This is a genomic window from Actibacterium sp. EMB200-NS6 (assembly GCF_001305615.1).
In the GTDB taxonomy this organism is placed as follows: Bacteria; Pseudomonadota; Alphaproteobacteria; order Rhodobacterales; family Rhodobacteraceae; genus Actibacterium_A; species Actibacterium_A naphthalenivorans.
In genome coordinates, this window is the sequence record NZ_CP010869.1 from 2754923 (window position 1) to 2778764 (window position 23842).

At 65.8% G+C, this 23842-nt stretch carries 21 protein-coding genes; 7 read left to right on the forward strand and 14 right to left on the reverse strand.

The annotated features are described in order from the left end of the window. Positions 1–6: 6 nt before the first annotated feature. Positions 7–2061 carry a capsular polysaccharide biosynthesis protein gene (locus TQ29_RS13395; RefSeq protein WP_054539569.1) on the forward strand — a complete coding sequence of 685 codons (2055 nt, stop codon included), beginning with the start codon at positions 7–9 and terminating at the stop codon, positions 2059–2061. 6 nt (positions 2062–2067) lie between these two features. Here TQ29_RS13395 and ribD read toward each other — a convergent pair whose 3' ends face one another. The 12 genes from ribD to TQ29_RS13455 form a co-directional block, all read right to left on the reverse strand. After that, positions 2068–3171: a bifunctional diaminohydroxyphosphoribosylaminopyrimidine deaminase/5-amino-6-(5-phosphoribosylamino)uracil reductase RibD gene (gene ribD / locus TQ29_RS13400; protein WP_328705651.1), complete on the reverse strand. Its 1104-nt coding sequence runs from the start codon at positions 3169–3171 to the stop codon at positions 2068–2070. Then, on the reverse strand, positions 3168–3635 hold the full coding sequence (nrdR, locus tag TQ29_RS13405; RefSeq protein ID WP_037207336.1) for a transcriptional regulator NrdR: 468 nt from the start codon (positions 3633–3635) through the stop codon (positions 3168–3170). The genes ribD and nrdR overlap by 4 nt, the downstream gene beginning before the upstream one ends. Positions 3636–3772: 137 nt before the next feature. After that, entirely contained in the window at positions 3773–4186 is a 414-nt protein-coding gene (locus TQ29_RS13410) for a secondary thiamine-phosphate synthase enzyme YjbQ (protein ID WP_054539571.1), read from the reverse strand. A gap of 2 nt (positions 4187–4188) precedes the next feature. Further along, positions 4189–4749 (reverse strand): hypothetical protein, encoded by a 561-nt coding sequence (locus tag TQ29_RS13415; protein ID WP_054539572.1) that lies wholly within the window; start codon positions 4747–4749, stop codon positions 4189–4191. A 33-nt stretch (positions 4750–4782) separates the two neighbouring features. Then, entirely contained in the window at positions 4783–5253 is a 471-nt protein-coding gene (locus TQ29_RS13420; RefSeq protein WP_054539573.1) for a hypothetical protein, read from the reverse strand. Positions 5254–5302: 49 nt separating this feature from the next. Then, complete coding sequence (gene rpoD / locus TQ29_RS13425; RefSeq protein ID WP_054539574.1) at positions 5303–7288, reverse strand: RNA polymerase sigma factor RpoD; 1986 nt, start codon at positions 7286–7288, stop codon at positions 5303–5305. A 119-nt stretch (positions 7289–7407) separates the two neighbouring features. Next, a complete protein-coding gene (gene dnaG, locus TQ29_RS13430; protein WP_054539575.1) occupies positions 7408–9366 on the reverse strand; it encodes a DNA primase in 1959 nt (652 codons plus the stop codon). Positions 9367–9432: 66 nt separating this feature from the next. Further along, positions 9433–9978 carry a sarcosine oxidase subunit gamma gene (locus tag TQ29_RS13435; RefSeq protein WP_255353437.1) on the reverse strand — a complete coding sequence of 182 codons (546 nt, stop codon included), beginning with the start codon at positions 9976–9978 and terminating at the stop codon, positions 9433–9435. After that, a complete protein-coding gene (locus TQ29_RS13440) occupies positions 9971–12907 on the reverse strand; it encodes a sarcosine oxidase subunit alpha family protein (protein ID WP_054539576.1) in 2937 nt (978 codons plus the stop codon). Before TQ29_RS13440 ends, TQ29_RS13435 begins: the two co-directional genes overlap by 8 nt. Next, complete coding sequence (locus tag TQ29_RS13445; RefSeq protein ID WP_054539577.1) at positions 12904–13176, reverse strand: sarcosine oxidase subunit delta; 273 nt, start codon at positions 13174–13176, stop codon at positions 12904–12906. The genes TQ29_RS13440 and TQ29_RS13445 overlap by 4 nt, the downstream gene beginning before the upstream one ends. 10 nt (positions 13177–13186) lie before the next feature. Then, a complete protein-coding gene (locus tag TQ29_RS13450; RefSeq protein WP_054539578.1) occupies positions 13187–14437 on the reverse strand; it encodes a sarcosine oxidase subunit beta family protein in 1251 nt (416 codons plus the stop codon). Positions 14438–14545: 108 nt separating this feature from the next. Beyond that, a complete protein-coding gene (locus TQ29_RS13455; RefSeq protein WP_054539579.1) occupies positions 14546–15976 on the reverse strand; it encodes a Glu/Leu/Phe/Val dehydrogenase in 1431 nt (476 codons plus the stop codon). Between the two features lie 355 nt (positions 15977–16331). On the opposite strand from TQ29_RS13455, the gene TQ29_RS13460 reads away from it, so the two are divergent. Genes TQ29_RS13460 through TQ29_RS13470 form a run of 3 tightly spaced genes read left to right on the forward strand, consistent with a single transcriptional unit; the run spans position 16332 to position 19180 of the window. Further along, a complete protein-coding gene (locus TQ29_RS13460) occupies positions 16332–18044 on the forward strand; it encodes a Tad domain-containing protein (RefSeq protein WP_054539580.1) in 1713 nt (570 codons plus the stop codon). Between the two features lie 11 nt (positions 18045–18055). Continuing rightward, complete coding sequence (locus TQ29_RS13465) at positions 18056–18610, forward strand: TadE/TadG family type IV pilus assembly protein (RefSeq protein WP_162231830.1); 555 nt, start codon at positions 18056–18058, stop codon at positions 18608–18610. Between the two features lie 3 nt (positions 18611–18613). Continuing rightward, complete coding sequence (locus TQ29_RS13470) at positions 18614–19180, forward strand: TadE/TadG family type IV pilus assembly protein (protein ID WP_054539582.1); 567 nt, start codon at positions 18614–18616, stop codon at positions 19178–19180. On the opposite strand, the gene TQ29_RS13475 is transcribed toward TQ29_RS13470, so the two are convergent. Together TQ29_RS13475 and TQ29_RS13480 are read right to left on the reverse strand one after the other, a co-directional pair. Beyond that, positions 19177–19662, reverse strand: a complete 486-nt coding sequence (locus TQ29_RS13475) for a hypothetical protein (RefSeq protein WP_054539583.1) — start codon at positions 19660–19662, stop codon at positions 19177–19179. The genes TQ29_RS13470 and TQ29_RS13475 overlap by 4 nt on opposite strands. A gap of 63 nt (positions 19663–19725) precedes the next feature. Beyond that, positions 19726–20928, reverse strand: coding sequence for a hypothetical protein (locus TQ29_RS13480; protein WP_054539584.1), 1203 nt, complete (start codon positions 20926–20928; stop codon positions 19726–19728). 173 nt (positions 20929–21101) lie between these two features. Between TQ29_RS13480 and TQ29_RS13485 the strand changes: the two genes are divergently transcribed. The 3 genes from TQ29_RS13485 to glpX all read left to right on the forward strand — a co-directional run bounded on the left by TQ29_RS13485 (position 21102) and on the right by glpX (position 23807). Then, positions 21102–21404, forward strand: coding sequence for a hypothetical protein (locus tag TQ29_RS13485; protein ID WP_054539585.1), 303 nt, complete (start codon positions 21102–21104; stop codon positions 21402–21404). 76 nt (positions 21405–21480) lie between these two features. Next, a complete protein-coding gene (locus TQ29_RS13490; protein WP_054539586.1) occupies positions 21481–22767 on the forward strand; it encodes a homoserine dehydrogenase in 1287 nt (428 codons plus the stop codon). Between the two features lie 74 nt (positions 22768–22841). Continuing rightward, entirely contained in the window at positions 22842–23807 is a 966-nt protein-coding gene (gene glpX / locus TQ29_RS13495) for a class II fructose-bisphosphatase (protein WP_037207376.1), read from the forward strand. The last annotated feature ends 35 nt before the right edge of the window (positions 23808–23842 follow it).

A 23842-nucleotide genomic window follows, 5' to 3' on the forward strand; every position in this document is an offset into this window, starting at 1 on the left:
CCCGCCATGGCGGGACATGCCCCTTCCTTTGAACAGGCCGCCGGGCGGGATGATCCCCCCCGGCGGCTTTACGTCTATAACGGCGGGTTTCTGACCCAGGGCCGGGTGCGGCGCATTCTGGAACTGGCCGGCTATGACATCCGCCTGGGCGCGCCGGGGCCGGGCGATATGGTGGGGGTTTGGGGGCAATCGCCCACCGCGCCGCGCGGCGAGGCGGTGGCCCGCGCGCTGAACGCGCCGGTGCTGCGGGTCGAGGATGCCTTCCTGCGCTCGGTTCTGCCGGGGCGCGACGGGGAACCGCCGCTGGGCCTGCTGCTCGACAGCGCCGGCGTGCATTTCGACCCGTCCCGCCCCAGCGATCTGGAGCGGCTTCTGGCCACCCACCCGCTGGACGACACCGCCCTGCTGAACCGTGCCCGCGCGGCGGCCGAGCGGCTGCGCGCGCTGCATCTTTCGAAGTACAACGCCTTCGATCCCGACGCGCCCGTGCCCGATCCGGGCTATGTGCTGGTCGTTGATCAGACCGCGGGCGATGCTTCGGTCACCGCCTCGGGCGCCGGCAAGGACCGGTTCCGCGAGATGCTGGCCTTTGCCCAGATCGAACATCCCGGCGCACGCATCGTGATCAAATCCCACCCCGAGACCGCCGCCGGGCACCGCGCGGGCCATTTCACCCCCGATCAGGCGCAGGGGCGGATTTCCATCCTGACCGACCCCGTATCGCCCTGGCATCTGCTGGAGGGGGCCATCGCGGTTTACACCGTCTCGTCGCAGCTCGGGTTCGAGGCGATCCTCGCCGGGCACAAACCGCGTGTCTTCGGCCAGCCCTTCTATGGCGGCTGGGGGCTGACGCAGGATGAAAACCCGGTGCCCCGGCGCGAACGCCGCCTGACCCGGCCCCAACTTTTCGCCGCCGCGATGATCCTGGCGCCAACATGGTACGATCCCTGTCGCGACCGTCTGTGCCCGCTGGAAGACGCCATCGCCACGCTGGAGTCCGAGGCCCGTGCCTGGCGCGCGGATCGGCGCGGCTGGGTGGCCTCGGGGATGCGGCTGTGGAAACGGCAACCGCTGAAGCGGTTCTTCGGCGCCCATGGCCCGGTTCGCTTCGTGGACGATCTGCAGAGGGCCACACGGATCGGCGCGGCCCGCGACCAGCCGGTGATGGTCTGGGCGGGCAAGGGCGAAACCGCCCCGCCCGGAACCCACAGAGTCGAGGACGGGTTCTTGCGCTCGCGCGGGTTGGGCGCGCGGCTTGTGCCGCCGCTATCGCTGGTGACCGATGACCTTGGCATCCATTACGACCCGTCCCGCGAAAGCCGGCTGGAACGTCTGATCACCGCCTCCGCCACCCTGCCGCAGGGAGAGCTGGACCGCGCCGAGCGGCTGATCGCGCTGCTGCGCAAGGCCGGGGTTTCGAAATACAACCTCGGCCTCGGCGGCGCGCCCCTGCCCGACCTGCCCGAAGGCCATCGCATTCTGGTGCCCGGTCAGGTCGAGGATGACGCCTCTGTCGTGAAAGGCTGCGGCGCGGAGCGGAGCAATCTCGACCTGCTGCGCCGGGTGCGGGCCGAAAACCCCGACGCGGTGATCCTGTACAAACCGCACCCGGATGTAGAGGCCGGGCTGCGCCCCGGTGCCGTGGCGCCGGGCGATGTGCGGGCGCTCGCGGATCTGGTGCTGGAACGGACCGATCCCGTCGCGCTGATCGGCGCGGTCGATGCGGTCTGGACCCTGACATCGCTGCTGGGGTTCGAGGCTTTGATCCGGGGAGTGCCGGTCACCTGCCTTGGCGCGCCTTTCTATGCGGGCTGGGGCCTGACCACCGATCTTGGCCCGGTGCCCGCCCGGCGCCGCGCGCGCCCCGGCCTGACCGGTCTGGCCCATGCGGCACTGATCGGCTATCCGCGCTATTTCGATCCGAAAACCGGGCGCCCCTGCCCCGCAGAGGTGGTGGTGGAACGGCTGCAAACCAGCGATCTGCCCCAACCGGGGCCAATCAACCGGAGCCTGTCAAAACTGCAGGGGTTGCTGGCAAGCTCTGCGCATCTGTGGCGCTGAGAGGCGTCAGGCCCTTTCCCAGCAATGCATGACGTCGCCGCCCACGGCCCGTGTTTCGACCAGCGAAAAGCGCGGCGCCTCGGCCAGTGCATCCAGCCCCATCGCCCCGAGTGCCGGAAAGCCTTCGGCCCCGATCGCCAGACCGGCGGTAAAGCCCACCAGCTCATCCACCATCCCCGCCATCAGAAGCGAGGCCGCCAGCGCCCCGCCGCCTTCGCAAAACACCCGCGTCAGCCCGGCCTGCCCCAGCGCCTGCAACAGGGCCAGCGGGTCAAGCTGCCCGCCGGCGCCGATAGGCACCTCGATCAGCCGCGCGCCCAGCTTTTCCCACGCGGCGCGGGCCGGTTCGGGCGCGCTGTCGCCATGGCACAGCCAGAGCGGCACATCGCCCGCGCTTTGCGCCAACTTGCCACCCAACGGAAGATCCAGCCTGCGGGAACAGACAATGCGCAAAGGCTGCGCCGCAACGCCCATGCCGCGCACCGTCAGCATCGGGTCATCGGCCCGCGCCGTGCCACCGCCCACCATCACCGCGTCATGCCGGGCACGCTGTGCGTGCACCATGCGCCGTGCGCCGGGGCCGGTGATCCACTGGCTTTCGCCGGTTGCGGTCGCGATCCGCCCGTCAAAGGACGACGCAAGCTTCAGGGTCAGGGCCGGGCGCCCCTCTGTCCGGTTCAGCAGGAAACCGCGATGGGCGCGCCGGGCCTCCGCCGCCATCACGCCGGTCTGCACCGCGATCCCGGCCTGCCGCAGCATGGCATGGCCACCGCCCGCGACACGCGGATCGGGATCTTCCAGCGCGGTAACAACCCGCGCCACCCCGGCCTGTACGAGTGCGGTGGCGCAGGGCGGCGTCTGGCCGATATGCGCGCAGGGTTCGAGCGAGACATAGGCGCTTGCCCCCCGCGCCTGCGCGCCCGCCTGGGCCAGCGCCACAACCTCGGCATGGGGGCGGCCGCCCGGCTGGGTCCAGCCACGGCCGACGATGCGCCCGTTGTTGACGATCACGCAGCCGACGGCGGGATTGGGCCAGCAGCGGCCCTGCCCCCGCGCGCCCAGCGAAAGGGCCAGCGCCATGAAGCGCCGGTCGTCAGGGGGCTGGGTCACTCTTCTTTCGGGGTTGGCGGGCGCAGTTCGCTTACGAACCTGTCAAAGTCGCCCGCTTCCTGGAAATTCTTGTAGACGCTGGCAAAGCGCACATAGGCCACGGTGTCGATCCGGGCCAGCGATTCCATCACGATCTCGCCGATGGTCTTGGAGGGAATGTCCGTCTCGCCCATGCTTTCCAGCCGCCGCACGATGCCGGAAATCATCTGATCCATCCGCTCGGGTTCCACCGGGCGTTTCTGCAGAGAAATCCGCACCGAGCGTTCCAGCTTGTCGCGGTCAAAATCCTCGCGCCGGCCGTTTGATTTTATCACGATCAAGTCGCGCAGCTGCACGCGCTCATAGGTGGTAAAGCGCCCGCCGCAGGCCGGGCAGAAACGCCGCCGGCGAATGGCCACATGATCTTCGGCGGGGCGTGAATCCTTCACCTGGGTGTCGATATTTCCGCAAAACGGGCAGCGCATCGCCTCTCCCTCGGTGCTGGTCGCTTGTTATCCACAGGCACTATAGGTGAGCCTCAAGAGTTTGGGTAGGGGGGAAATGCTGCCACCAGTATATGTGGCCGGAGCGGCGTTTCGGCGTGAAATCAGGGGGATGCCGCTCAGCGCGAAAAATGCGCCGCCACCTGCCTTTGATGCGGCGCGCGGCGATGTTCGAACAGGTAGATGCCCTGCCAGGTGCCCAGCACCGGCCTGCCACCCGACACCGGAATCGACAGCGAAACCGGCATCATCGCCGCCTTGATATGGGCCGGCATGTCATCGGGCCCTTCCAGCGTATGCACCAGATAAGACATCGACGGATCGTCCGACGGCGGCACGAGCCGGCCGAAGAACGCCCTGAGGTCGCGCTGCACATCCGGGTCGGCGTTTTCCTGAACCAGAAGCGAACAGGAGGTGTGGCGCACGAAAAGCGTCAGCAAACCGTCGCCCTGGCCGGCGCACCAGCCGGTCACCTGCCGGGTGAATTCATAGAGGCCGGCGCCGCGGGTCGGAATGGTGAAGGTGGTCTGCATGCTCAGCCCTCCGCCGCGCCGCGCGGGCGCAGCGTGACAAGGCGCGTGCCCCCGGCGTTCAGCGGCTCGTCGGTGATGGCACGGTAGCCTGCGGCCTGAAACACCTGGACAGGGTCCGCCACGGCCTGGCCGGAGAAGACAGGCAGCCCCGCGCCAAAGCTGATCGGCTCCACCGTCAGCTTCACGAGGTCGATGGCCCCCGCGGCATGAAACCAGTCATGCACCCGCGTACCACCGAGGATCAGCCCGTTTCGCATCGGATGAACCGCGCCGACCCGTGCGGCCAGATCGCTCGGGCCCAGCTTTTCGGGGTTCAGCCAGAGCTGCGTCGGGCGGCGCCATCCGCCCGCCCCGGTCGACAGGATGATCCGCCGCCGCTCGGGCCGGTCCGCCGCCGCATGGGTGTGGCGGCCCATGATCGACCAATCCGCCGCCGCGACCTCGGCGAAGAACAGATCCTGCTCTTCGGCGCTGGCCCATACCTGCGGAGGCTCGCCGGGTGTGCGGGCGATGAACCCGTCGGCAGAGGTGACGAGGGCAAGGGTGAAACGCGGTTCGGGCATCACAAGTCCTGCGGGCGCGGCGGCATCGGCGGTTCAGAACGCGTCGAAATCCCAGTAGAAGGGCGTGATCGAACGACAGGTAGACGTGGCAAGGGCCGACAGGAAATTCTCGCCGACATCGATGCTGAGGCTGTAATCGCTCTCGGGCCGCGCCTCGGCCGCAGCCAGAAGTGCCTCATCCGGACGCACGGTAAAGACAACACCGGAATGGCCCGGCCTGCGCAGGCTCGGGCGGCGCGATTCCACCACATAGATGCGTTCGTTGGGCAGCAGCCGGAGTTTGTTTTCCACATATTCGCCCGCGGCGCACCAGTAGTTTCTCGCGCCATCGCCGGGCCGGCTGATCACCTCGAACTGGCCGGGTGTAGCCGGATCACCCAGCACAAGATTGCCGGTCGTATTGTGGTAATCGGGCATAACCTCGGGCAGGGCGCGCGGCGCGGGCTTTTCGGCACAGCCCGCCAGCAGGGCAACAGCAACACAAACGGCCAGCAGAGGTTTCATCTTCGCCTCCCAGAGGAAAGGCCGCGCAGTGCGCGGCCAGTTCAGAAAATCACTGATCCAGAAAACTGCGCAGCTTGCGGCTGCGGCTTGGATGTTTCAGCTTTCGCAGCGCCTTGGCCTCGATCTGCCGGATCCGCTCTCGCGTCACGCTGAACTGCTGACCGACCTCTTCGAGCGTGTGGTCGGTGTTCATGCCGATGCCAAAGCGCATCCGCAACACACGTTCCTCGCGCGGGGTGAGGCTGGCCAGAACACGTGTCGTGGTTTCCTTCAGGTTCTCCTGAATGGCGCTGTCCAGCGGCAAGACGGCGTTCTTGTCTTCGATGAAATCGCCAAGCTGGCTGTCTTCCTCGTCGCCGATGGGGGTTTCGAGGCTGATCGGCTCCTTGGCGATCTTCATCACCTTGCGAACCTTTTCCAGCGGCATCTGCAGCTTTTCGGCCAGTTCCTCGGGCGTGGGTTCGCGGCCGATCTCGTGCAGCATCTGGCGGCCGGTGCGCACCAGCTTGTTGATCGTTTCGATCATATGCACCGGGATACGGATGGTGCGCGCCTGATCCGCGATGGACCGGGTGATCGCCTGACGGATCCACCATGTTGCATAGGTCGAGAATTTGTAACCGCGACGGTATTCGAACTTGTCCACGGCCTTCATCAGGCCGATGTTGCCTTCCTGAATGAGGTCAAGGAATTGCAGGCCCCGGTTGGTGTATTTCTTGGCGATCGAGATCACGAGGCGCAGGTTGGCTTCGACCATTTCCTTCTTGGCCTGACGCGCCTCTTTCTCGCCCTTCTGAACCTGCTGCACGATGCGGCGGAATTCGGAGATATCCACGCCGACATACTGCCCCACCTGCGCCATGTCAGCGCGCAGCTCCTCGACCTTGTCGCCCGAACGCTCCACAAACGCCTGCCAGCCGCGACCCGATTTCTCGGCCACGCGATCCATCCAGGTCGGGTCAAGCTCATATCCGCGGTATTCGTCGATGAATTCGCGGCGGTTGATACGGGCCTGATCGGCGAGCTTCACCATCGCGCTGTCGATCTGCATGATCTTGCGGTTGATGCCGTAAAGCTGATCGATCAGCGCCTCGATCCGGTTGTTGTGCAGGTGAAGCTCATTCACCAGCAGCACGATCTCGGAGCGCAGCTTCTGATAGGCCTCTTCATCCCCGGCCGAGAACGTGCCGTCTTCGTTCAGCGTCGCCGACATGCGCAGATCCTGCATCTCGGCCAGCGTGGCATAGTCGCGCGCGATCAGTTCGAGGGTTTCCAGAACCTGCGGCTTCAGCGCGGCTTCCATCGCGGCCAGCGACATGTTGGCCTGCTCGTCCTCATCCTCGTCATCATCGGATTTGATCGGATTGCCGTCGGCGTCCAGCTCGGGCTGGCCATCTTCCTTCTTGGGCTCCCCGGCTTCGACATTCAGGTTCTGAACGACCGGTTCATCCCCCTCCTCGTCGTCCAGCGTGCGGCCGAAGGTGGCGTCCAGGTCGATCACATCGCGCAGGAGAATGTCTTCGTTCAGAAGTTCGTCGCGCCAGATGGTGATGGCCTGAAAGGTCAGCGGGCTTTCGCAAAGCCCGGCGATCATCGTGTTGCGCCCGGCCTCGATCCGCTTGGCGATGGCGATCTCGCCCTCGCGGCTCAGCAGTTCGACCGAACCCATTTCGCGCAGATACATGCGCACCGGATCATCGGTGCGATCCAGCTTTTCGGTCTCGGTCTGGGAAACGGCAACCTCGCGCGAGGTCGAGGTTTCGACCACCTGGGTCGAACCGCTCTGATCCTCTTCTTCGGCCTCTTCCTCCTCGATGATGTTGATGCCCATCTCGGACAGCATCGACATCACATCCTCGATCTGTTCAGAGGAAACCTGATCGGGCGGCAAGACCTGATTGAGCTGTTCGTAGGTGATATAGCCGCGTTCCCGCGCCTCCCCGATCATCTTCTTGACGGCAGCCTGACTCATGTCGAGGGTCAGTTCCTGCTCCTGATCTTCGGTCTTGCGGTCGTCCGTATCTTTTGCGGCCATTCTCTGCTCCTTAGGCGGGGAAGCTGATTCGGTCCCTCACGTGATCCGAATCAATAGCGCGAATCACGCGCCTGCACACCCGTTTAGCTGTGTTTCTTTATCCAATCGTCGCAGCAACGTCACGACGGTCGCCGCCCACCCTTGGTGAAGTTTATCTGTTCCAGCAGCCGGTCGAAGGAATTCCGCTCCTCCCGGCTCATGCGGGCACCGTTCGGGCCGATGTCATATTCGCCCTTGTCCTCGGTATCGCCGCGCCCGGCGCGGTTGCGCGCCTCGGCCACCTGTCCCAGACGCCAGGTCAGCCCCTCATCGGCCAACCCGGCCAGATCCTCCACCGCATCCTCGATTTCCCGCGCCGCCCCCCTTGCCGCGTCCAGCTTGGCCAGTTCCTCGGCCAGGCACATCATCGCCTTTTCGCTGTCGGCGCGATCCAGCAATGGCGGCGCGATCTGCACATGGCTTTGGGCAAAGAGCTTTTCAAGGGGGCCGGGCCCCAACGTACCGGCAATCGCCGCGCGCAACGCCTCGGGATCGTTTTCGCCCAGATGGGTCAGCAGCGCGCCCTGAATGCGCCGGTGATCATCGGTGACGAATTCCAGCCGCTCCAACTCTCCCTCGAACTCCGGCAGCAGCGCGGGGTGGGTGACCAGCGTGGCCAGAATCACGGCCTCGCGCAGCTCCTCCTCGAACCGAGGCGGGCCCGACACCAGCGCCGAGTTCCTGGTGGTCGGCATCGGCAGCGCCGGCGCATCACGCGGGCGCCACTTGCCGGGGCGCTGCTGCGATGTGCGGCGCTGGCCGAACAGCTCCCATCGCAGACGCTTGATTTCTTCGCCGTAATGGCCGCGGATCGACGGATCCTTGATGGTGGCGATCGCCTTGCGCAGATCCTTGTCCAGCGCGGCCTTGCGCTCGGGGCTGTCGAAAACGCGGCCCTCCGTTTCCCGCTGCCACAAGAGCTGCACCATCGGGCGGGCCTGATCCAGAAGCTTCTGCATCGCCCCGGCCCCGCCCGACCGGATCACATCGTCGGGGTCCTGCCCCTGCGGCATCAACGCAAAGCGCAGGCTCTGCCCGGCCTCCAGCTGCGGCAGCGCCAGATCAATCACCCGCATCGCCGCGCGCAGCCCGGCGGTGTCTCCATCCAGCGCGATGATCGGTTCGGGATGGATTCGCCACATCAGCTGCAACTGCGTGTCGGTGATCGCGGTACCCAGCGGCGCGACGGTGGCGCCGAAGCCCGCCTCGGCCAGCGCGATCACATCCATATAGCCCTCGGCCACGATCAGGGGCTTGCCCTTGCCGGCGGCCTCACGCGCGGGGCCGTGGTTGAAAAGGCTGCGGCCCTTGTCGAACAGCTCCGTCTCGGGCGAGTTCAGGTACTTGGCATTGTCATTGGGATCCATCGCCCGGCCGCCGAAGGCGATCGCCCGGCCGCGCGCGTCGCGGATCGGGAACATGATCCGGCCCCGGAACGTGTCATAGGGCTTGCCGCCCCGCTGGCTGGGCTTGGCCAGCCCCGCCCCCATGATCAGATCGGGCGTGATCCCCTTGCCGGTCAGATGGTCCCACAGCCCCTGCCACATATCGGGGGCAAAGCCGATTTCCCAACGCTCCTGCGCCGCCTCCGACAGGCCGCGCCGGGCCAGATAGGCGCGCGCGTCGCCGGCTGCGGCGGTTTTCGACTGCAGCCGGTAGTATTGCACCGCCTGCTCCATCACCTCGATCAACTGGCTGCGGCGATCGGATTTTTGCTGTGCCTGCGGATCGCGCGCGGGCATGGTCATCCCGGCTTCGGCGGCGAGAATCTCGATCGCCTCCATGAAGCCAACATTCTCGGTCTCGCGAATGAAACTGATCGCGTCGCCCTTCGCATGGCAACCGAAGCAATAGTAATAGCCCTTGCGGTCATCCACGTGGAACGAGGCGGATTTTTCCTGGTGGAACGGACATGGCGCCCACATGTCGCCCTTACTCTGGTTCGACTTGCGCGGATCCCACATGACCTTGCGGCCCACGACCTGGCTAAGGGACGTGCGGGTGCGAAGCTCGTCAAGGAAACCGGGGGGCAGACTCATGACAGACAATATCGGTGCGCAGGCACGAAGAGTCTAGCATCGGCGGCCGGGAAACTTTTCCACCGCTCAGCCCTGCGCGGCGATGCTTTTGACGGCGGTTTCAAGTGCGCGCCGCGCCGTTTGCGCCATGGAGCGCATCACCAGCAACTCGAACCGGTCCGGCCCGGCACATGTTACCGACGCCATCATATGCGCCAGTTCGGTGCGCGCGGTATGGCCCGCCGGGAACCCCTCCGTGCGAATGTCGAGCGGCGTGAGCCGGGACAGCACCGCCCGCGCGCCCGCGCCTTCCAGCACGAGCATTGCCCAGCCATCGCTTTGGTCGGTCAGCGCGGCGCAGGCGCCCAGCCCCGCCGCCGGCTCCGGCCCCGCCAGCATCGCCTGCGCCCGCCCCCACCAGACGCAGCGCGCGGCCTCCGAGTGGCTCACCCGCCCGGGCGCCGGAAACACCAGCCCGTGTTCGGCCTGCAAGACCTGCGACACCGCATCGGCCTGCCCCGCATAAGGCGCGATCGAGGTAAGCCGGCCAGTATCAATGGCCAGCAGCCTGGCGCCCCCGGCCTCGAACAACAGCCCGGTTTCCAACGGTGGCTTGGCGGTGAGTTTAACCACGGGCCCGCTCCCCCTCCGGATCGAAGAACACCGGGTCGCATACCCGGCAGAGCGTGTGAACCCCGCGCAGGTGATCCACCAGAACCACCCTCTTGCCATGCCGCGCGCGGCCATCCTTCAGGAACGCCAGCCCCAGATCACAGCCCAGCATCGGCGAGAAACAGGCCGAGGTGACATAGCCCTGATCATTGGCGCTGACCGGCGTGGCGGCCTCGGAGAACAGATGCGCCCCGGCAATGATTGCGCCGCCGTCATGCACCGGGCGCAGCCCCACCAGCTGCTCGCGTGCGGGCCCTGTCAGGCCGGGGCGCTGCGCGGCGGCCTTGCCGATGCAATCCTTGCGCGCCGCGATCATCCGGCCCAGCCCAAGGTCAAAGGCGGTGGTGCGGCCATGCAGTTCGGCATGGGTCAGAAAGCCCTTTTCGATGCGCAGCACATTCAGCGCCTCCATCCCGTAAGGGCCGCCGCCCAACGCCTCTGCCAGCGTCAGCAGCATCCGGAACAGGCTTTCGCCATAGCGCGCCGGCACCGCGAGTTCATAGGCCTGCTCACCGGAAAAGGAGATGCGGAACAGCCGCGCGGCCACGCCCGAAACGGCCACCGGGCCACAGGCCATGAAGGGAAAGCTCTCGTCGCTGATCTCTTCGTCGATCAACGCGTTCACCAGATCGCGCGCCTTCGGCCCGGCAATCGCGAATTGCGCCCAGTGTTCGGTCACCGAGATCATGCGCAGATCCATCCGCGGCGCGACACATTGGTGAACGAATTCCAGATGCCGCATCACCTGCCCCGCCGCAGCGGTGGTGGTGGTGATCACGAAGTGATCCGCGCCCAGCCGGGCCGCGGTGCCGTCATCCATCACATGCCCGTCTTCGCGCAGCATCAGCCCATAGCGGGCGCGGCCCACCTTCAGGGTCGAGATCGTGTTGCAATAGACAAGATCCAGAAACGCGCCCGCGTCGGGCCCCTGAATGTCGATCTTGCCCAGGGTGGAAACATCACAGACCCCGACGGTGCTGCGCACCATCCGCACCTCGCGGTCGCAGGCCGCGCGCCAGCTGGTTTCGCCTCCCTGGGGAAAATACGACGGGCGGTGCCACAGCCCGGCCTCGATCATCGGCGCCCCGCGCTGCACCGTCGGCTGGTGCGCCGTGGTGAAACGCTCGGGCGCGAATTCCTTTCCCTGCCCGCCAGCCCCCCAAGCGGCGATCGAAACCGGTGTAAAGGGAGGCCGATAGGTGGTGGTGCCCGTCTGCGGGATCGTGCGCCCGGTGGCATCGGCCAGCACCGCCAGGGCGCCGATGTTGGAGTTCTTGCCCTGGTCGGGCGCCATGCCCTGCGTGGTGTAGCGTTTCATATGCTCGACCGAGGCGAACCCCTCTTGCGCGGCCAGCACCACATCCTTCACCGTCACATCGTTCTGGAAATCGAGCCAGGCGCGGCCCTTGCCCGGCACATGCCACAGCGGCGCGATATCATAGGTGCCATCCCCTGCCTTCGGAACATCGGCCGGCGCGGCCTTCAGGCCGAGCGCGGCAAGAGCCTCGCCGCCGGCCCGCGCGCCGGCGGCCAGACAGGCGGCGGTGGAAAAATCGCCGTTCGCCGCGCCGACGGCCACCATCCCGGGCACCGCATCCTCTGGCGGAACGAAGGCGGCGATGTCTTCACGCCAGATCGGCTTTGCGCCCATGTGGCAACTCAGGTGGACCGAAGGGTTCCAGCCGCCCGAAACTGCAAGGCAATCGCACTCAAGCGACACGTTGCGCCCCGTCGCGTCCCGCAGAGTGATCTGCGCCAGCCCCAGCCGCCCGGCCGTGGCCGTAACGCGCGCGCCGGCGAACACCGGAAAGTCACCGGCTGCCACCACATCTTCGCGCGCATCGATCACCGCTGCCACCTCGACTCCGGCCAGCGCCATGTCGCGGGCGGTGCGGTGGCCGCTGTCATTATTGGTGAACACCGCGATCCGGCGCCCCGGCGCAACGCCCCAGCGGTTCAGATAGGTGCGCGCGGCCCCGGCCTGCAGGATGCCCGGCCGATCATTTCCGGCAAAGGCGATGGGCCGTTCCAACGCGCCCGTGGCCAGCACCGCGCGTTTCGCCACGATCCGCCAGAAGGTTTCCATCGGCGCGTCAGGATGCGGGCGCGCGAGATGCAGGCCCACCCGCTCCAGCGCGCCGAAGGTTCCCTGATCATAAGCGCCTGTCACGGTGGTACGCCGCATCAGCCGCACGTTGGGCAGCGCCATCAACTCGGCCACGGCGCCCGCCGCCCAGGCATGGCCCGGCTGGCCGTCCACCTCTTCCACCTCGCCCTTCAGGCGCCCGCCAAAGCTGTGATCTTCGTCCGCCAGGATGACATCGGCCCCGCCCCGGCCCGCCACGAGGGCGGCCATCAGCCCGGCCGGGCCACCGCCGATCACCAGCAGATCGCAATGGGCGAAAGCCTTGTCATAGCGCGCGCCATCGTGCAGCCCCGACAAGGCGCCCAGCCCCGCCGCCCGGCGGATCGCGGGTTCGTAGAGCTTTTCCCAAAATGCCCGCGGCCACATGAATGTCTTGTAATAGAACCCCGCCCCGAGGAACGGCGCGAAGAGATCATTGACCGCCAGCAGATCGTGGCGCAGGCCGGGCCAGGCATTCTGGCTGCGCGCCTCGAGACCCTCATACAGTTCCTGCACGGGCGCGCGCACGTTCGGGATGGCCGCGGCGCCGTGCCCGATGGTCACCAGCGCGTTCGGCTCTTCCGAGCCGGCGCTGAAAATGCCGCGCGGGCGGTGGTACTTGAACGACCGGGCCACCAGCCGCACGTCATTGGCCATCAGGGCCGAGGCGAGCGTGTCGCCCTCATGGCCGTAGAGCCGCCTGCCGTCGAAGGTGAAGGGCACCGTGATGCGGCGGTTGACGCGGCCCTTGCCCGGAACCCTCATGCGCCGCCCTCCGCCACGTCGTGGACCAGCACCGCCGAAAGCACCTCATGCGTCACGGTATTGCGCTCGACCAGCAGCCAGGCCGCGCACCCCATCTCATGATACCACAAGTCGCGGGTCGGCCCGGCCGGGTTGTCGCGCAGATGCAGATACTCATCCCACGCCTCCGGCGGTGCATCCGCAGCGGGGCGGTGAAGATAGGCCTCATGCCCCAGATAGGTGAATTCGCGCCGGTCGCGCGCCCCGCACAGGGGGCAGATTATCCTCATCCCGCCCTCCTCAATGCAGGTTGTGCTGGCTGCCGGTGCCTTCTTCGTCCAGCAGATGGCCGGTGGTGAAACGGTCCAGCCGGAAGCGTTCAGCGGTGGCATGGGGCTGTCCGGTGGCCATCAGATGCGCCATCGCCCAGCCCGAGGCCGGCACCGCCTTGAACCCGCCGTAGTTCCAGCCGCAGTTCAGGAACAGCCCCTCGACCGGTGCCTTGTCGATGATGGGGGAGCCATCGGGCGTCATGTCCACGATCCCGCCCCAGCTGCGCAGCACCCGCGCCTTGCCGATCATCGGCATCAGGGTCATGCCCGCCTCCATCACATGTTCGGCCGCGGGCAGGTTGCCCCGCGCGGCGTAAGAGGCGTGGAAATCCAGATCGCCGCCGAACACCAGCCCACCCTTGTCGGACTGGCTGATGTAGAAATGGCCCATGCCATACGTCACGACCTGATTGATCACCGGCTTCAGCCCCTCGGTCACGAAGGCCTGCAGCACATGGCTTTCGACCGGCAGGCGCAGCCCGGCCATCGCCGCCACCTGCCCCGACCGCCCGGCCACGACAACGCCGACCTTGCCGGCCCGGATCGCACCGCGCGTGGTCTGCACACCGGTTACCCGTCCGCCTACGATATCAATCCCGGTGACCTCGCAGTTCTGGATCAGGTCCACCCCGCGCCGATCGGCCCTGCGGGCAAAGCCCCAGGCCACCGCATCATGCCGCGCCGTGCCGCCGCGCGGGTGCAAAAGGCCGCCGTGGATGGGAAAGCGGGTCTGCTCGAAATCGAGATAGGGCACATGGGCGCGCACCCCCTCTCTGTCGAGCAACACCGCATCGTCGCCCTGATTGATCATCGCATTCCCGCGCCGGGCGAAGGCATCGCGCTGGCCATCGGAATGGAACAGGTTGATGATGCCGCGTTGCGAATGCATCACGTTATAGTTCAGCTCGCGCTCCAGCCCCTCCCACAGCTTCAGCGAATGGCTGTAGAATTCGGAATTGCCCGGCAGGAAATAATTGGCGCGCACGATCGTGGTGTTGCGGCCGACGTTGCCGCCACCAAGATAGCCTTTTTCAAGCACCGCGATATTGCCCAGCCCGTGGTTCCGGGCCAGGTAATAGGCGCTCGCCAGCCCGTGGCCGCCGCCGCCGACGATCACGATGTCATAGGCCGGCTTCGGTTCGGGGTCGCGCCATTGCCGCGCCCAGCCCCTGTTGCCGCGCAGCCCTTCGCGGAACACTCTGAAGCCTGAAAAACCCATGCGCATCTCCGGATCACCGGAGTTCAGAAGAACAACTCCGCCCCGATACCGCAACGTCCATTTGCGCTGTTTTGCGCCGCCGGATGTCGCATTCGGACCATGTGCGCGTTACAGCCCCTTCGCCCGGTAGCTTTCGGCGACGCGGGTGATGGCCACGACATAGGCCGCCGTCCGCAGATCCGGGATATCCTCGCGCCCGTGCCAGACCTCGCGCATCGACTGATAGGCGGTGCGCATCGTGTCATCGAGCCCCGAGCGCACCAGCTCCAGCTCATCGGCCCCGCGCAGGTAGCGCTCCTTGAAATGTGGTGTCAGCGACCACGTGTTGCCCAGCGCCTCCGACAGGGTTTCAAGCTGATCCACGATCAGCTTGTGGCGCGCCTCTTCCTGCCGGCGCTGCATCCGGCCAAAGCGGATATGCGACAGGTTCTTGACCCATTCGAAATAGGATACCGTAACACCACCGGCATTGGCGTAGAGATCGGGAATGATCACGGCGCCGCGCCCGCGCAGAACCGCATCGGCGCCGGCGGTGATCGGGCCGTTCGCCGCCTCGATGATCAGCGGCGCCTTCACCCGCGCGGCATTGCCCAGGTTGATGACCCCCTCGACCGCAGCGGGAATCAGGATATCGCATTCCTCTTCCAGAAGCACCGCCCCATCGGCCAGATAGGCCCCTTCGGGGCACCCCTGCACCCCGCCGTTGACGCGGATCCAATGCGCCACCGCATCCACATTCATGCCATCCGGATTGAACAGCCCGCCGTCACGCTCGATGATGCCGGTGATCCTGGCGCCGTCCTCGACCGAAAGGAACTGCGCGGCGTGGTAGCCCACATTGCCCAGCCCCTGAACGATGATCCGCTTGCCCTCGAGCGTGCCCGACAGACCCGCGGTGGCGATATCCTCGGGGTGGCGGAAAAATTCGTGCAGCGCGTATTGCACGCCCCGCCCCGTCGCCTCGACCCGGCCGGCGATGCCGCCGCCATGCAGCGGCTTGCCGGTGACGCAGGCATTGGCATTGATGTCGGTGGTGTTCATCCGGTTGTACTGATCGGCGATCCAGGCCATCTCGCGCTCGCTGGTGCCCATGTCGGGGGCCGGCACGTTCTGGCTGGGGCTGATCAGATCCCGCTTGATCAGCTCATAGGCAAACCGGCGGGTGATCTGCTCCAGCTCGTGCTCGTCCCAGTCCCGCGGGTTGATGCACAGCCCCCCCTTGGAGCCACCGAACGGCGTTTCCACCAGCGCGCATTTATAGGTCATCAGCGCCGCCAGCGCCTCGACCTCGTTCTGATTGACCTCGGTGGCATAGCGGATGCCGCCCTTGACCGGCTCCATATGTTCGGAATGCACCGAACGGTAGCCGGTAAACGTGTGAAGCTGCCCGCGCAGCCGCACCCCGAACCGGACGGTATAGGTGGCGTTGCACACCCTGATCTTTTCCTCCAGCCCCGGCGGCAGGTCCATCCGCGCCACGGCCTGGCTGAACATCAGATCCACAGATTCCCGAAAGCTCGGCTCGTTCGTTCCGGCCATTTTATCCCTCCCACAGGCAGGCGCATTGTATCGCGACTCGGTCTGACCGAGCCTAGGGCCTGTTTTCCATAGCACCACCCGAAATTTCGTTAAGGATAGCTTGAACTGGGGCAGCAAAGTGCTGAAAGCCTTGCATTTGTTTCCCCCCGGGGCGCAGTGATCGCACCCGGCGCGGAACTGGCCCCGGCTTTGCGACAGTGCCCCGAGTGCGCCACAGTTCGGCCGTAATTTTCCGCCACACCAAGCGTTAGAAGGCGGGGCCGACGTCCGCATCCATTGTGTTTCATTGTGCGGGCGAAGTTGAAAAAGGACGAGTATGATGTCGCTTCGGATTGAAAAAAGAAGCACTTTTGTAATGTTGAAACGCGCACGGTCTGCCTGGTCGGGGCGGCTGAACCGTTTCCGGCGTGACGAAGACGGTTCGATGATCTTGTTCGGCCTCTTTCTTCTGATCCTGATGCTGATGGCCAGCGGCCTCGCAATCGACACGATGCGCGCCGAATACACCCGTACCACCATCCAGAACACGCTGGACCGCGCCGTGCTGGCCGCCGCCGATCTGAACCAGACCGAAGACGCCAGATCCGTGGTCATCGACTATTTCGACAAGGCCGGAATGGCGCAATACCTGAACGCGGACTCCATCGTCGTGACACATTCCACCGCCGCCGGGCAGTTGAGTTTCCGCCGGGTGTCGGCAACCGCCTCGACAGAGGTTGATACGCTGTTCATGTCGATGCTCGGCGTCGACCGGATCGTATCGGGCGGGGCCAGCACCGCCGAAGAAGGCATCACCGATCTCGAGATCTCTCTTGTCGTCGACGTGTCGGGTTCCATGGGCTGGTCGTCGAGCAGCGGGTCCACGAAAATCTACGAGCTGCGCGAAGCCGCCAAGGATTTCTCATATTACATGCAGTGCAACCCGAACGCAGAGCGCAATTCCAACGAACCCTGCACCGTCGAGGATGGCAAGGTTTCGATCTCCCTCGTGCCCTATGCCGAACAGGTCACCGTCGGCTCCACCCTGCTGGACAAGCTGAACGTGTCGAACGAGCATCAAAGCTCGGATTGCGTGACATTCTCAGGCTCCGAATTCCACGTGACCGCGCTCGACCCGCAGGTAGAGCTGTCGCGCACCGGGCATTTCGATCCCTGGAATTCGTCGAACTACTATCCGTCGTCCTGGACCTGCCGCACCGACAGCTGGCGCGAGGTCAAGCCGTTCATGGAAGACCACAATGACGTCTTCACGGCAATCAACCAGCTTTCGGCCGGAGGCAACACCTCGATCGATCTGGGGATGAAATGGGGCGCGGCCCTGCTGGACCCGACGCTGCGCCCCGCGATCCAGACCCTGACAACCGAGAATTCGGGCAATGGCACCCCCGTGGTGGACGCGGCCTTCGCCGGCCGGCCCTATGACTATACCCAGGAATATTCGATGAAGGTCGTGGTGCTGATGACCGATGGCGTCAACACCGACCAGCATTACCTGAAGGATGGCTATCGTTCGGGCCTGTCAGAGGTGTATCGCAATACCGATCCGAACTATTCTAACCACTTTTCGATCTACAAAGCCGCAACCGGGAAATACTATTACACCCACGACGGCACCTGGAACGACTTTCCATTCGGCGATGCCGATGGTGAGGTCGTGACCGTGACCAACACCAGTTGCACCTGGACCTGGTGGCGCGGCTATCGCTGCACGACCACGACCGAGGAACAGGTGATCAATCAGCCCGGCGCCGCGGTGCAGATGAACTATCAGGCGGTGTGGGAGCGCTTCCCGACCGATTGGTACGCGCAGTGGAGCTGGCTGGAGGATCCGGTGGCTGCCAACGGCACCTCGACGAAAAACGCCCGGCTTCAGGACATCTGCTCGGCAGCCAAGCAACAGGGCGTGATCGTCTATACGATCGGCTTCGAAGTGTCCGGGGACGCCGACAACGTGATGTCGCAATGTGCCAGCACGCCGGGCCACTACTTTCCCGCCAACGGCAGCAACCTGGCCGAGATTTTCGGCGTCATCGCCAGCTCGATCAACCAGCTGAGACTGACCCAATGAGCCACGGCCTGATGACATTCGCAGGGCGGATCGGCCGCCGGGCAAAGCGCCTGCTGCGCCGCGAAGACGGCACAGCCACGATGGAGTTCGTGATCATGTTCCCGGTGTTCATGACGCTGTTCCTGTCCAGTTTCGAACTTGCGATCCTGATGACCCGCCAGGCGTTTCTGGAACGCGCGGTAGATATGACGGTGCGCGACCTTAGGCTGGGCACCTGGCCGAACCTGGATGCCGACCTGCTGAAATCCGAGATCTGCAGCCATCTGGGCAACCTGATCTCCAACTGCTCGTCCGAGCTGATGCTGGAACTGACACCGGTCAACCGGGCAAGCTGGACCCTGCCGAACCCGGCCGCCACCTGTGTCAACCGCGGCGCCGATGTTCAGCCGGTGGTGACCTTCACGGCGGGCACGCAGAACGAAATGATGATCGTGCGCGCCTGCGCGATGGTTGATCCGGTGTTTCCGGGCACCGCGCTGGCGCTGCTTCTCGAAGAAAACGTCGGCGACGGCTTTCCGCTGATCGCAACCTCCGGGTTCGTGAACGAGCCGGGAACGGGAACCTGAGCGATGATGGAAACAATCTGCAAACGCCTGCGCCGCTTCATCGCCGAAGAAGACGCCACGATCACCGCAGAAGCGGTGATGACCCTGCCGGTGCTGGTCTGGACCTATGTCGGCAGCCTGGCCTTCTTCGATGCCTATGACGCCAAGAACGTCAACCAGAAGGCCGCCTATACGATCAGCGACATGCTCAGCCGCGAAACCGCGCCGGTCAATGCCCTCTATATCCAGGGGCTGGCCAACACCTATGATTATCTGACCACCGGGCACGGAACGGATTCCCGCATCCGGGTGACGATCGTCCGCTGCGCGGACAATTGCGCCAATAACGATGCCTCCCGCGTGATGACGCGGGATTGGTCTTACGGAACCGGAACACTTGCCCCCCTGACCGATGGCGATCTGTCATCCTATCTGGACGTGATCCCGATCATGCCGGCGGGCGACCGGGTTATCCTGGTCGAAACTTTCGTCACCTATACGCCCGCGTTCAACGTCGGGCTGGATCAGCGCAGCTTCGAGAATACCGTGGTGACCCGCCCGCGCTTCATGGCGACGATCCCCTGGGGCTAAGCCTCGTCCGCCTGCGCGCGTTCATGCAGCCGCGCGGTCAGGATTTCGGCCATGAACTTGGTCTGGCCGGCGGCGGTCACGCCGCCGACGCCGACACGCCGCCCCAGCCGCCACCACATGCCTGGCGCCCAGGCCCGCCCCGGCGCCGTCTTCAGGTGCAGCACGAAGCCGTTGGTCGGTTTCATCGCGAAAGTGCCACGCTCGACCGCCTCGATCTGATCGATCCGCGCCAGCTCGCGCCCGGCATCATCGACAAGCGCCTCTTCGGTCAGCCGCAGCCCGCGCCCCGTTGCCCGGCGCATCATCTCGGCCAGCCACAGCATCAGGATGCCGAACACCAGCATGAAGACCTGCCAGCCCGGCGCGTCATGCGGGCGCGCCAGCCCGATGTACAGAACGACACCGCCCAAAAGCAGCAGAACACCGATGCCGAACACGCGGCGCGGCAAAGAGGCGGAAACGGTGGCAAGCACCTTGGTCATCGGGGTCTCCTGAAAGGTCCGCCGCCGGTTTAGCCGCCGCCGCGCGAAAGATCGAGAGGGCGTTCACCCGACGACGAACCGGTGCTGGGTATCAGAGGGCAGCGGCAGGCGCAGCCAGATCGGCATGTGATCGGAAAAATCATGCTCGAACCGGGCGTATTCAGGCGCGCCATCCGGCCCCCGCCCCGGCCCGGCCTCGACGAACAGCCGGGTGAAATCGAACATGCCATAGTCGAACCCGTCGGGGCCCAGCGTGCCGGCCAGCCCGTTGTGCCGCCCGCGCGGCAGCCGGTCGTCCAGCGCGACCCAGGCGATATGGTCAAAGGTTTCGTCCTTGCGCGCATTGGTGTGCAGGCCACCGTCCAGGAACGGAAAATTCACCTTGGCCGTCAGCCCCCTCTCGGCGTTCAGGTCGGTGATGTAGGTCTCGATCCCCCGTCTGCGACGGTCGAGGCTGGATTCGAAATCAAGGTTCAGATCGGCCATCAGAAGATAGATCTTGCCATCCCGCACCACCGTCTGCGCGCTGTCGATCAGCAGCCATTCGAGCAGGGCAAAGAATTCCTGCTCGCGCTCGCGCTTGTTCTTGCCCGACACCAGATGCGCGTTGACGCAATAGAACGCGTAGCTGCCCTGCGGCCCGTCGATCACGAATTCCACAAGATGCGGCGACCGGATGAACTGCACGAAATTATCCAGCCGGTCGGCGGCCAGCCGGGTGGTGCCGCTGATCCAGTGCAGGGCACGGTCCAGAAACCCCGGATCGGCCGTCTCGCCAAGCTGATTGGCGATCGAGGTCGCCATCGCCGCGTTGATGTTGGACAGGATCGCGGTACGGTCATAGGATAGATCCGACGCCAGATCGCCGCGCCGCACCCGCGCGGTATTGAACAGAAACGCGCTGCGTTCGGCCATGCCCTTGCGATTGCGCGTCGGCGCCCGGCCCGTCACGTCGGAAATCACCAGCGCATAGGCGCCCCCCGCCGCGTTCAGCCGGTCGCGCAGCGCGTAGATCGAGCCGGTATCGCTCTGCACCTCCTGTATCGCCACAAGGTCGCATTCCCGGCAGAACCGTTCAATCATCGCAAAGGCGCCGGGGCTTTTCTTCGGCCCGGTGCCATCGGCGAGCGCGCCGAACTTGCGGATGTTCCACGAGGCCAGAACAACCGATCCCGCGCGCCGTTCGGGCATGCCATAGGCCGCCGGGCCGGCCTCGAGCGTCATGTTGATGCGTTGCCATTCGGCGGCTGAAAAAGGTGCGGCCATCTGAAATCTCCCGAAACAATGCCCCCATTCTGCCTGCCCCGGCGATTCCCGCAAAGCCCGGCGCACGCCCGCCCCGGCCTTGCGCGATGTTCCGGCACACCTGCGCCGATGGCCGGGCAGCATCGCCTTGCCCGCGCCCCCCGGGGCGGGCTAAGGTCACGCAGGTTTCGCCAATGGACATCATGCCCCGCGCCACGTTCTTCCTGTTTTTGTGCCTTCTCGGCAGTTGCGCGCGGTTTCCCCAGATCACGGCGGCGGTCGGCGAGGGCGCCAAGAACGCCCCCTTCCCCGCGATCCAGCCGATGGATGCGGTGCTGGCAGACGCGGCGCAGGTGCAAACCGACGATGAGACAGGCGCCCGCCTTGCCGCCCGCGCCGAAACGCTGCGCCGCAGGGCCCGCGCCCTGGGCGGCCCCGTTCTTAGCCGGACCGAACGCCGACAGCTGCTGGACGCGGTATCACGTCATGCGCTTTAGGCGCAGCCGCGTTGCAAGCCCCGCCGCAACACGCTAACACCCGGTCGATCGCGGCACATCTGCAGGAGTTTCCCTCATGTCCACCCCCCTGCGGCTCGGCCTTGCCGGGCTTGGCACCGTCGGCACCGGCGTCGTCAAAATCATTCAGAACCATGCCGGTCTGCTGGCCGCCCGCGCCGGGCGGCCGGTCGAGATTTCGGCGGTCTCGGCCCGTACCCGCGGCAAGAACCGGGGCGTTGATCTTTCGGACTATGGTTGGGAGGATGATCCGGTGGCGCTGGCCACCCGTGACGATGTGGACGTGTTCGTCGAACTGATGGGCGGCGCCGACGGGCCGGCCAAGGCCGCGACAGAGGCCGCCATCGCCGCGGGCAAGGATGTGGTCACCGCCAACAAGGCGATGCTGGCGACCCACGGTCAGGCACTGGCCGAAGCGGCCGAGGCGCGGGGCGCGCTGATCCGTTTCGAGGCGGCCGTGGCCGGCGGCATCCCGGTGGTCAAGGCCCTGACAGAAGGGCTGGCCGGAAACAGGATGTTGCGCGTCATGGGCGTGATGAACGGCACCTGCAACTATATCCTGACCCGGATGGAAAACGCCGGCCTGCCCTATGCCGAGGTGTTCGAAGAGGCCAGCGCGCTTGGCTATCTCGAGGCCGACCCGACGCTGGACGTGGGCGGCATCGACGCGGGTCACAAGCTGGCCCTGCTGGCCTCCATCGCCTTTGGCACCCGCGTGGCCTTCGATCATGTGGAACTGGAGGGGATAGAGCGGATCTCGATCGACGATATCCGCCATGCCGCCGATATGGGCTTCCGCATCAAGCTTCTGGGTGTGGCGCAGATGACGGGCCGGGGGCTGGAACAGCGCATGTCGCCCTGCCTCGTGCCCGCGGGCTCGCCGCTGGGCCAGCTTGAGAACGCCACCAACATGGTCGTGCTGGAAGGCGATGCGTCGGGCCAGATCGTGCTGCGCGGCGCCGGCGCGGGCGAAGGCCCCACCGCTTCGGCGGTGATGTCCGATGTGCTGGACATCGCGCGCGGGATCCGCCTTTCCACCTTCGGACAACCGGCGGCCACGCTGGCCGCGCCGATCCCGGCCAGGGCCACCGCCGCCGCGCCCTATTATCTGCGGATGGTGCTGCAGGACAAGCCCGGCGCGCTGGCCAAGGTGGCCACGGTGCTGGGCGAGGCCGGGATTTCGATCGACCGGATGCGCCAGTACGACCATGCCGACACCACCGCCCCGGTGCTGATCGTCACCCACAAGACAACGCGCGACGCGCTGGATCACGCAATGGGCGGTTTCGCAGCCACCGGTGTTGTCGTGGGGCACCCTGTGGCCATTCGCACCGAAACGCTCTGACCCGCGCCTTGTGTCACCCCCCCGTCACCGGCTAGGTGTATGGGCAAACCGCTTTCACGTCACAGGATTTCATCATGTCGCAACCCATCGATTTCAATGACCGCATGCTCTCGCTGGGTCTGGCCCGCGTTTCCGAAGCCGCAGCGATGGCTTCGGCCCGTCTGGTCGGCCATGGCGACGAGAAGGCCGCCGATCAGGCCGCGGTGAATGCCATGCGCGACCAGCTCAACAAGCTGGATATCCAGGGCGTCGTCGTTATCGGAGAGGGCGAACGGGACGAGGCGCCGATGCTCTATATCGGCGAAGAGGTCGGTTCGGGCACCGGCCCTGCGGTCGACATCGCGCTGGACCCGCTGGAAGGCACCACCCTGACCGCCAAGGACATGCCCAACGCGCTGACCGTCATCGCGATGGCGCCGCGCGGCACGCTGCTGCACGCGCCGGACGTGTATATGGACAAGCTGGCGATCGGGCCGGGCTATCCCAAAGACGTCGTGTCGATGGAGATGTCGCCATCCGAGCGTGTCGCCGCACTGGCCAAGGCGCGCGGCTGCGCGATGAGCGACATCACACTGTGCGTGCTGGAGCGCCCGCGCCACGAAGACATGATCGCCGAGCTGCGCGAAACCGGCGCCGCGATCCGCCTGATCACCGATGGCGATGTGGCCGGCGTGATCCATTGCGCCGAGGCCGAGATTACCGGCATCGACATGTACATGGGCTCGGGCGGGGCGCCCGAAGGCGTGCTGGCCGCTTCGGCGCTGAAATGCATGGGCGGGCAGATGTGGGGCAAACTGTTGTTCCGCAACGATGATGAACGCGGCCGCGCCGCCAAGGCCGGGATCACCGATCTGGACCGTATCTATTCGCGCGACGAACTGGTCACGCAGGACGTGATCTTTGCCGCCACCGGCGTGACGGACGGGTCGATCGTGAGGGGCATCAAGCGCGAGCCGGGCTATCTGACCACGGAAACCATCCTGATGCGCTCCAAAACCGGCTCGGTCCGCCGGATGATCTATCGCAACCCGGTGAAGTGATCCGCCCCGCGCGCGCATCCGGCCAGGCGGGCGTC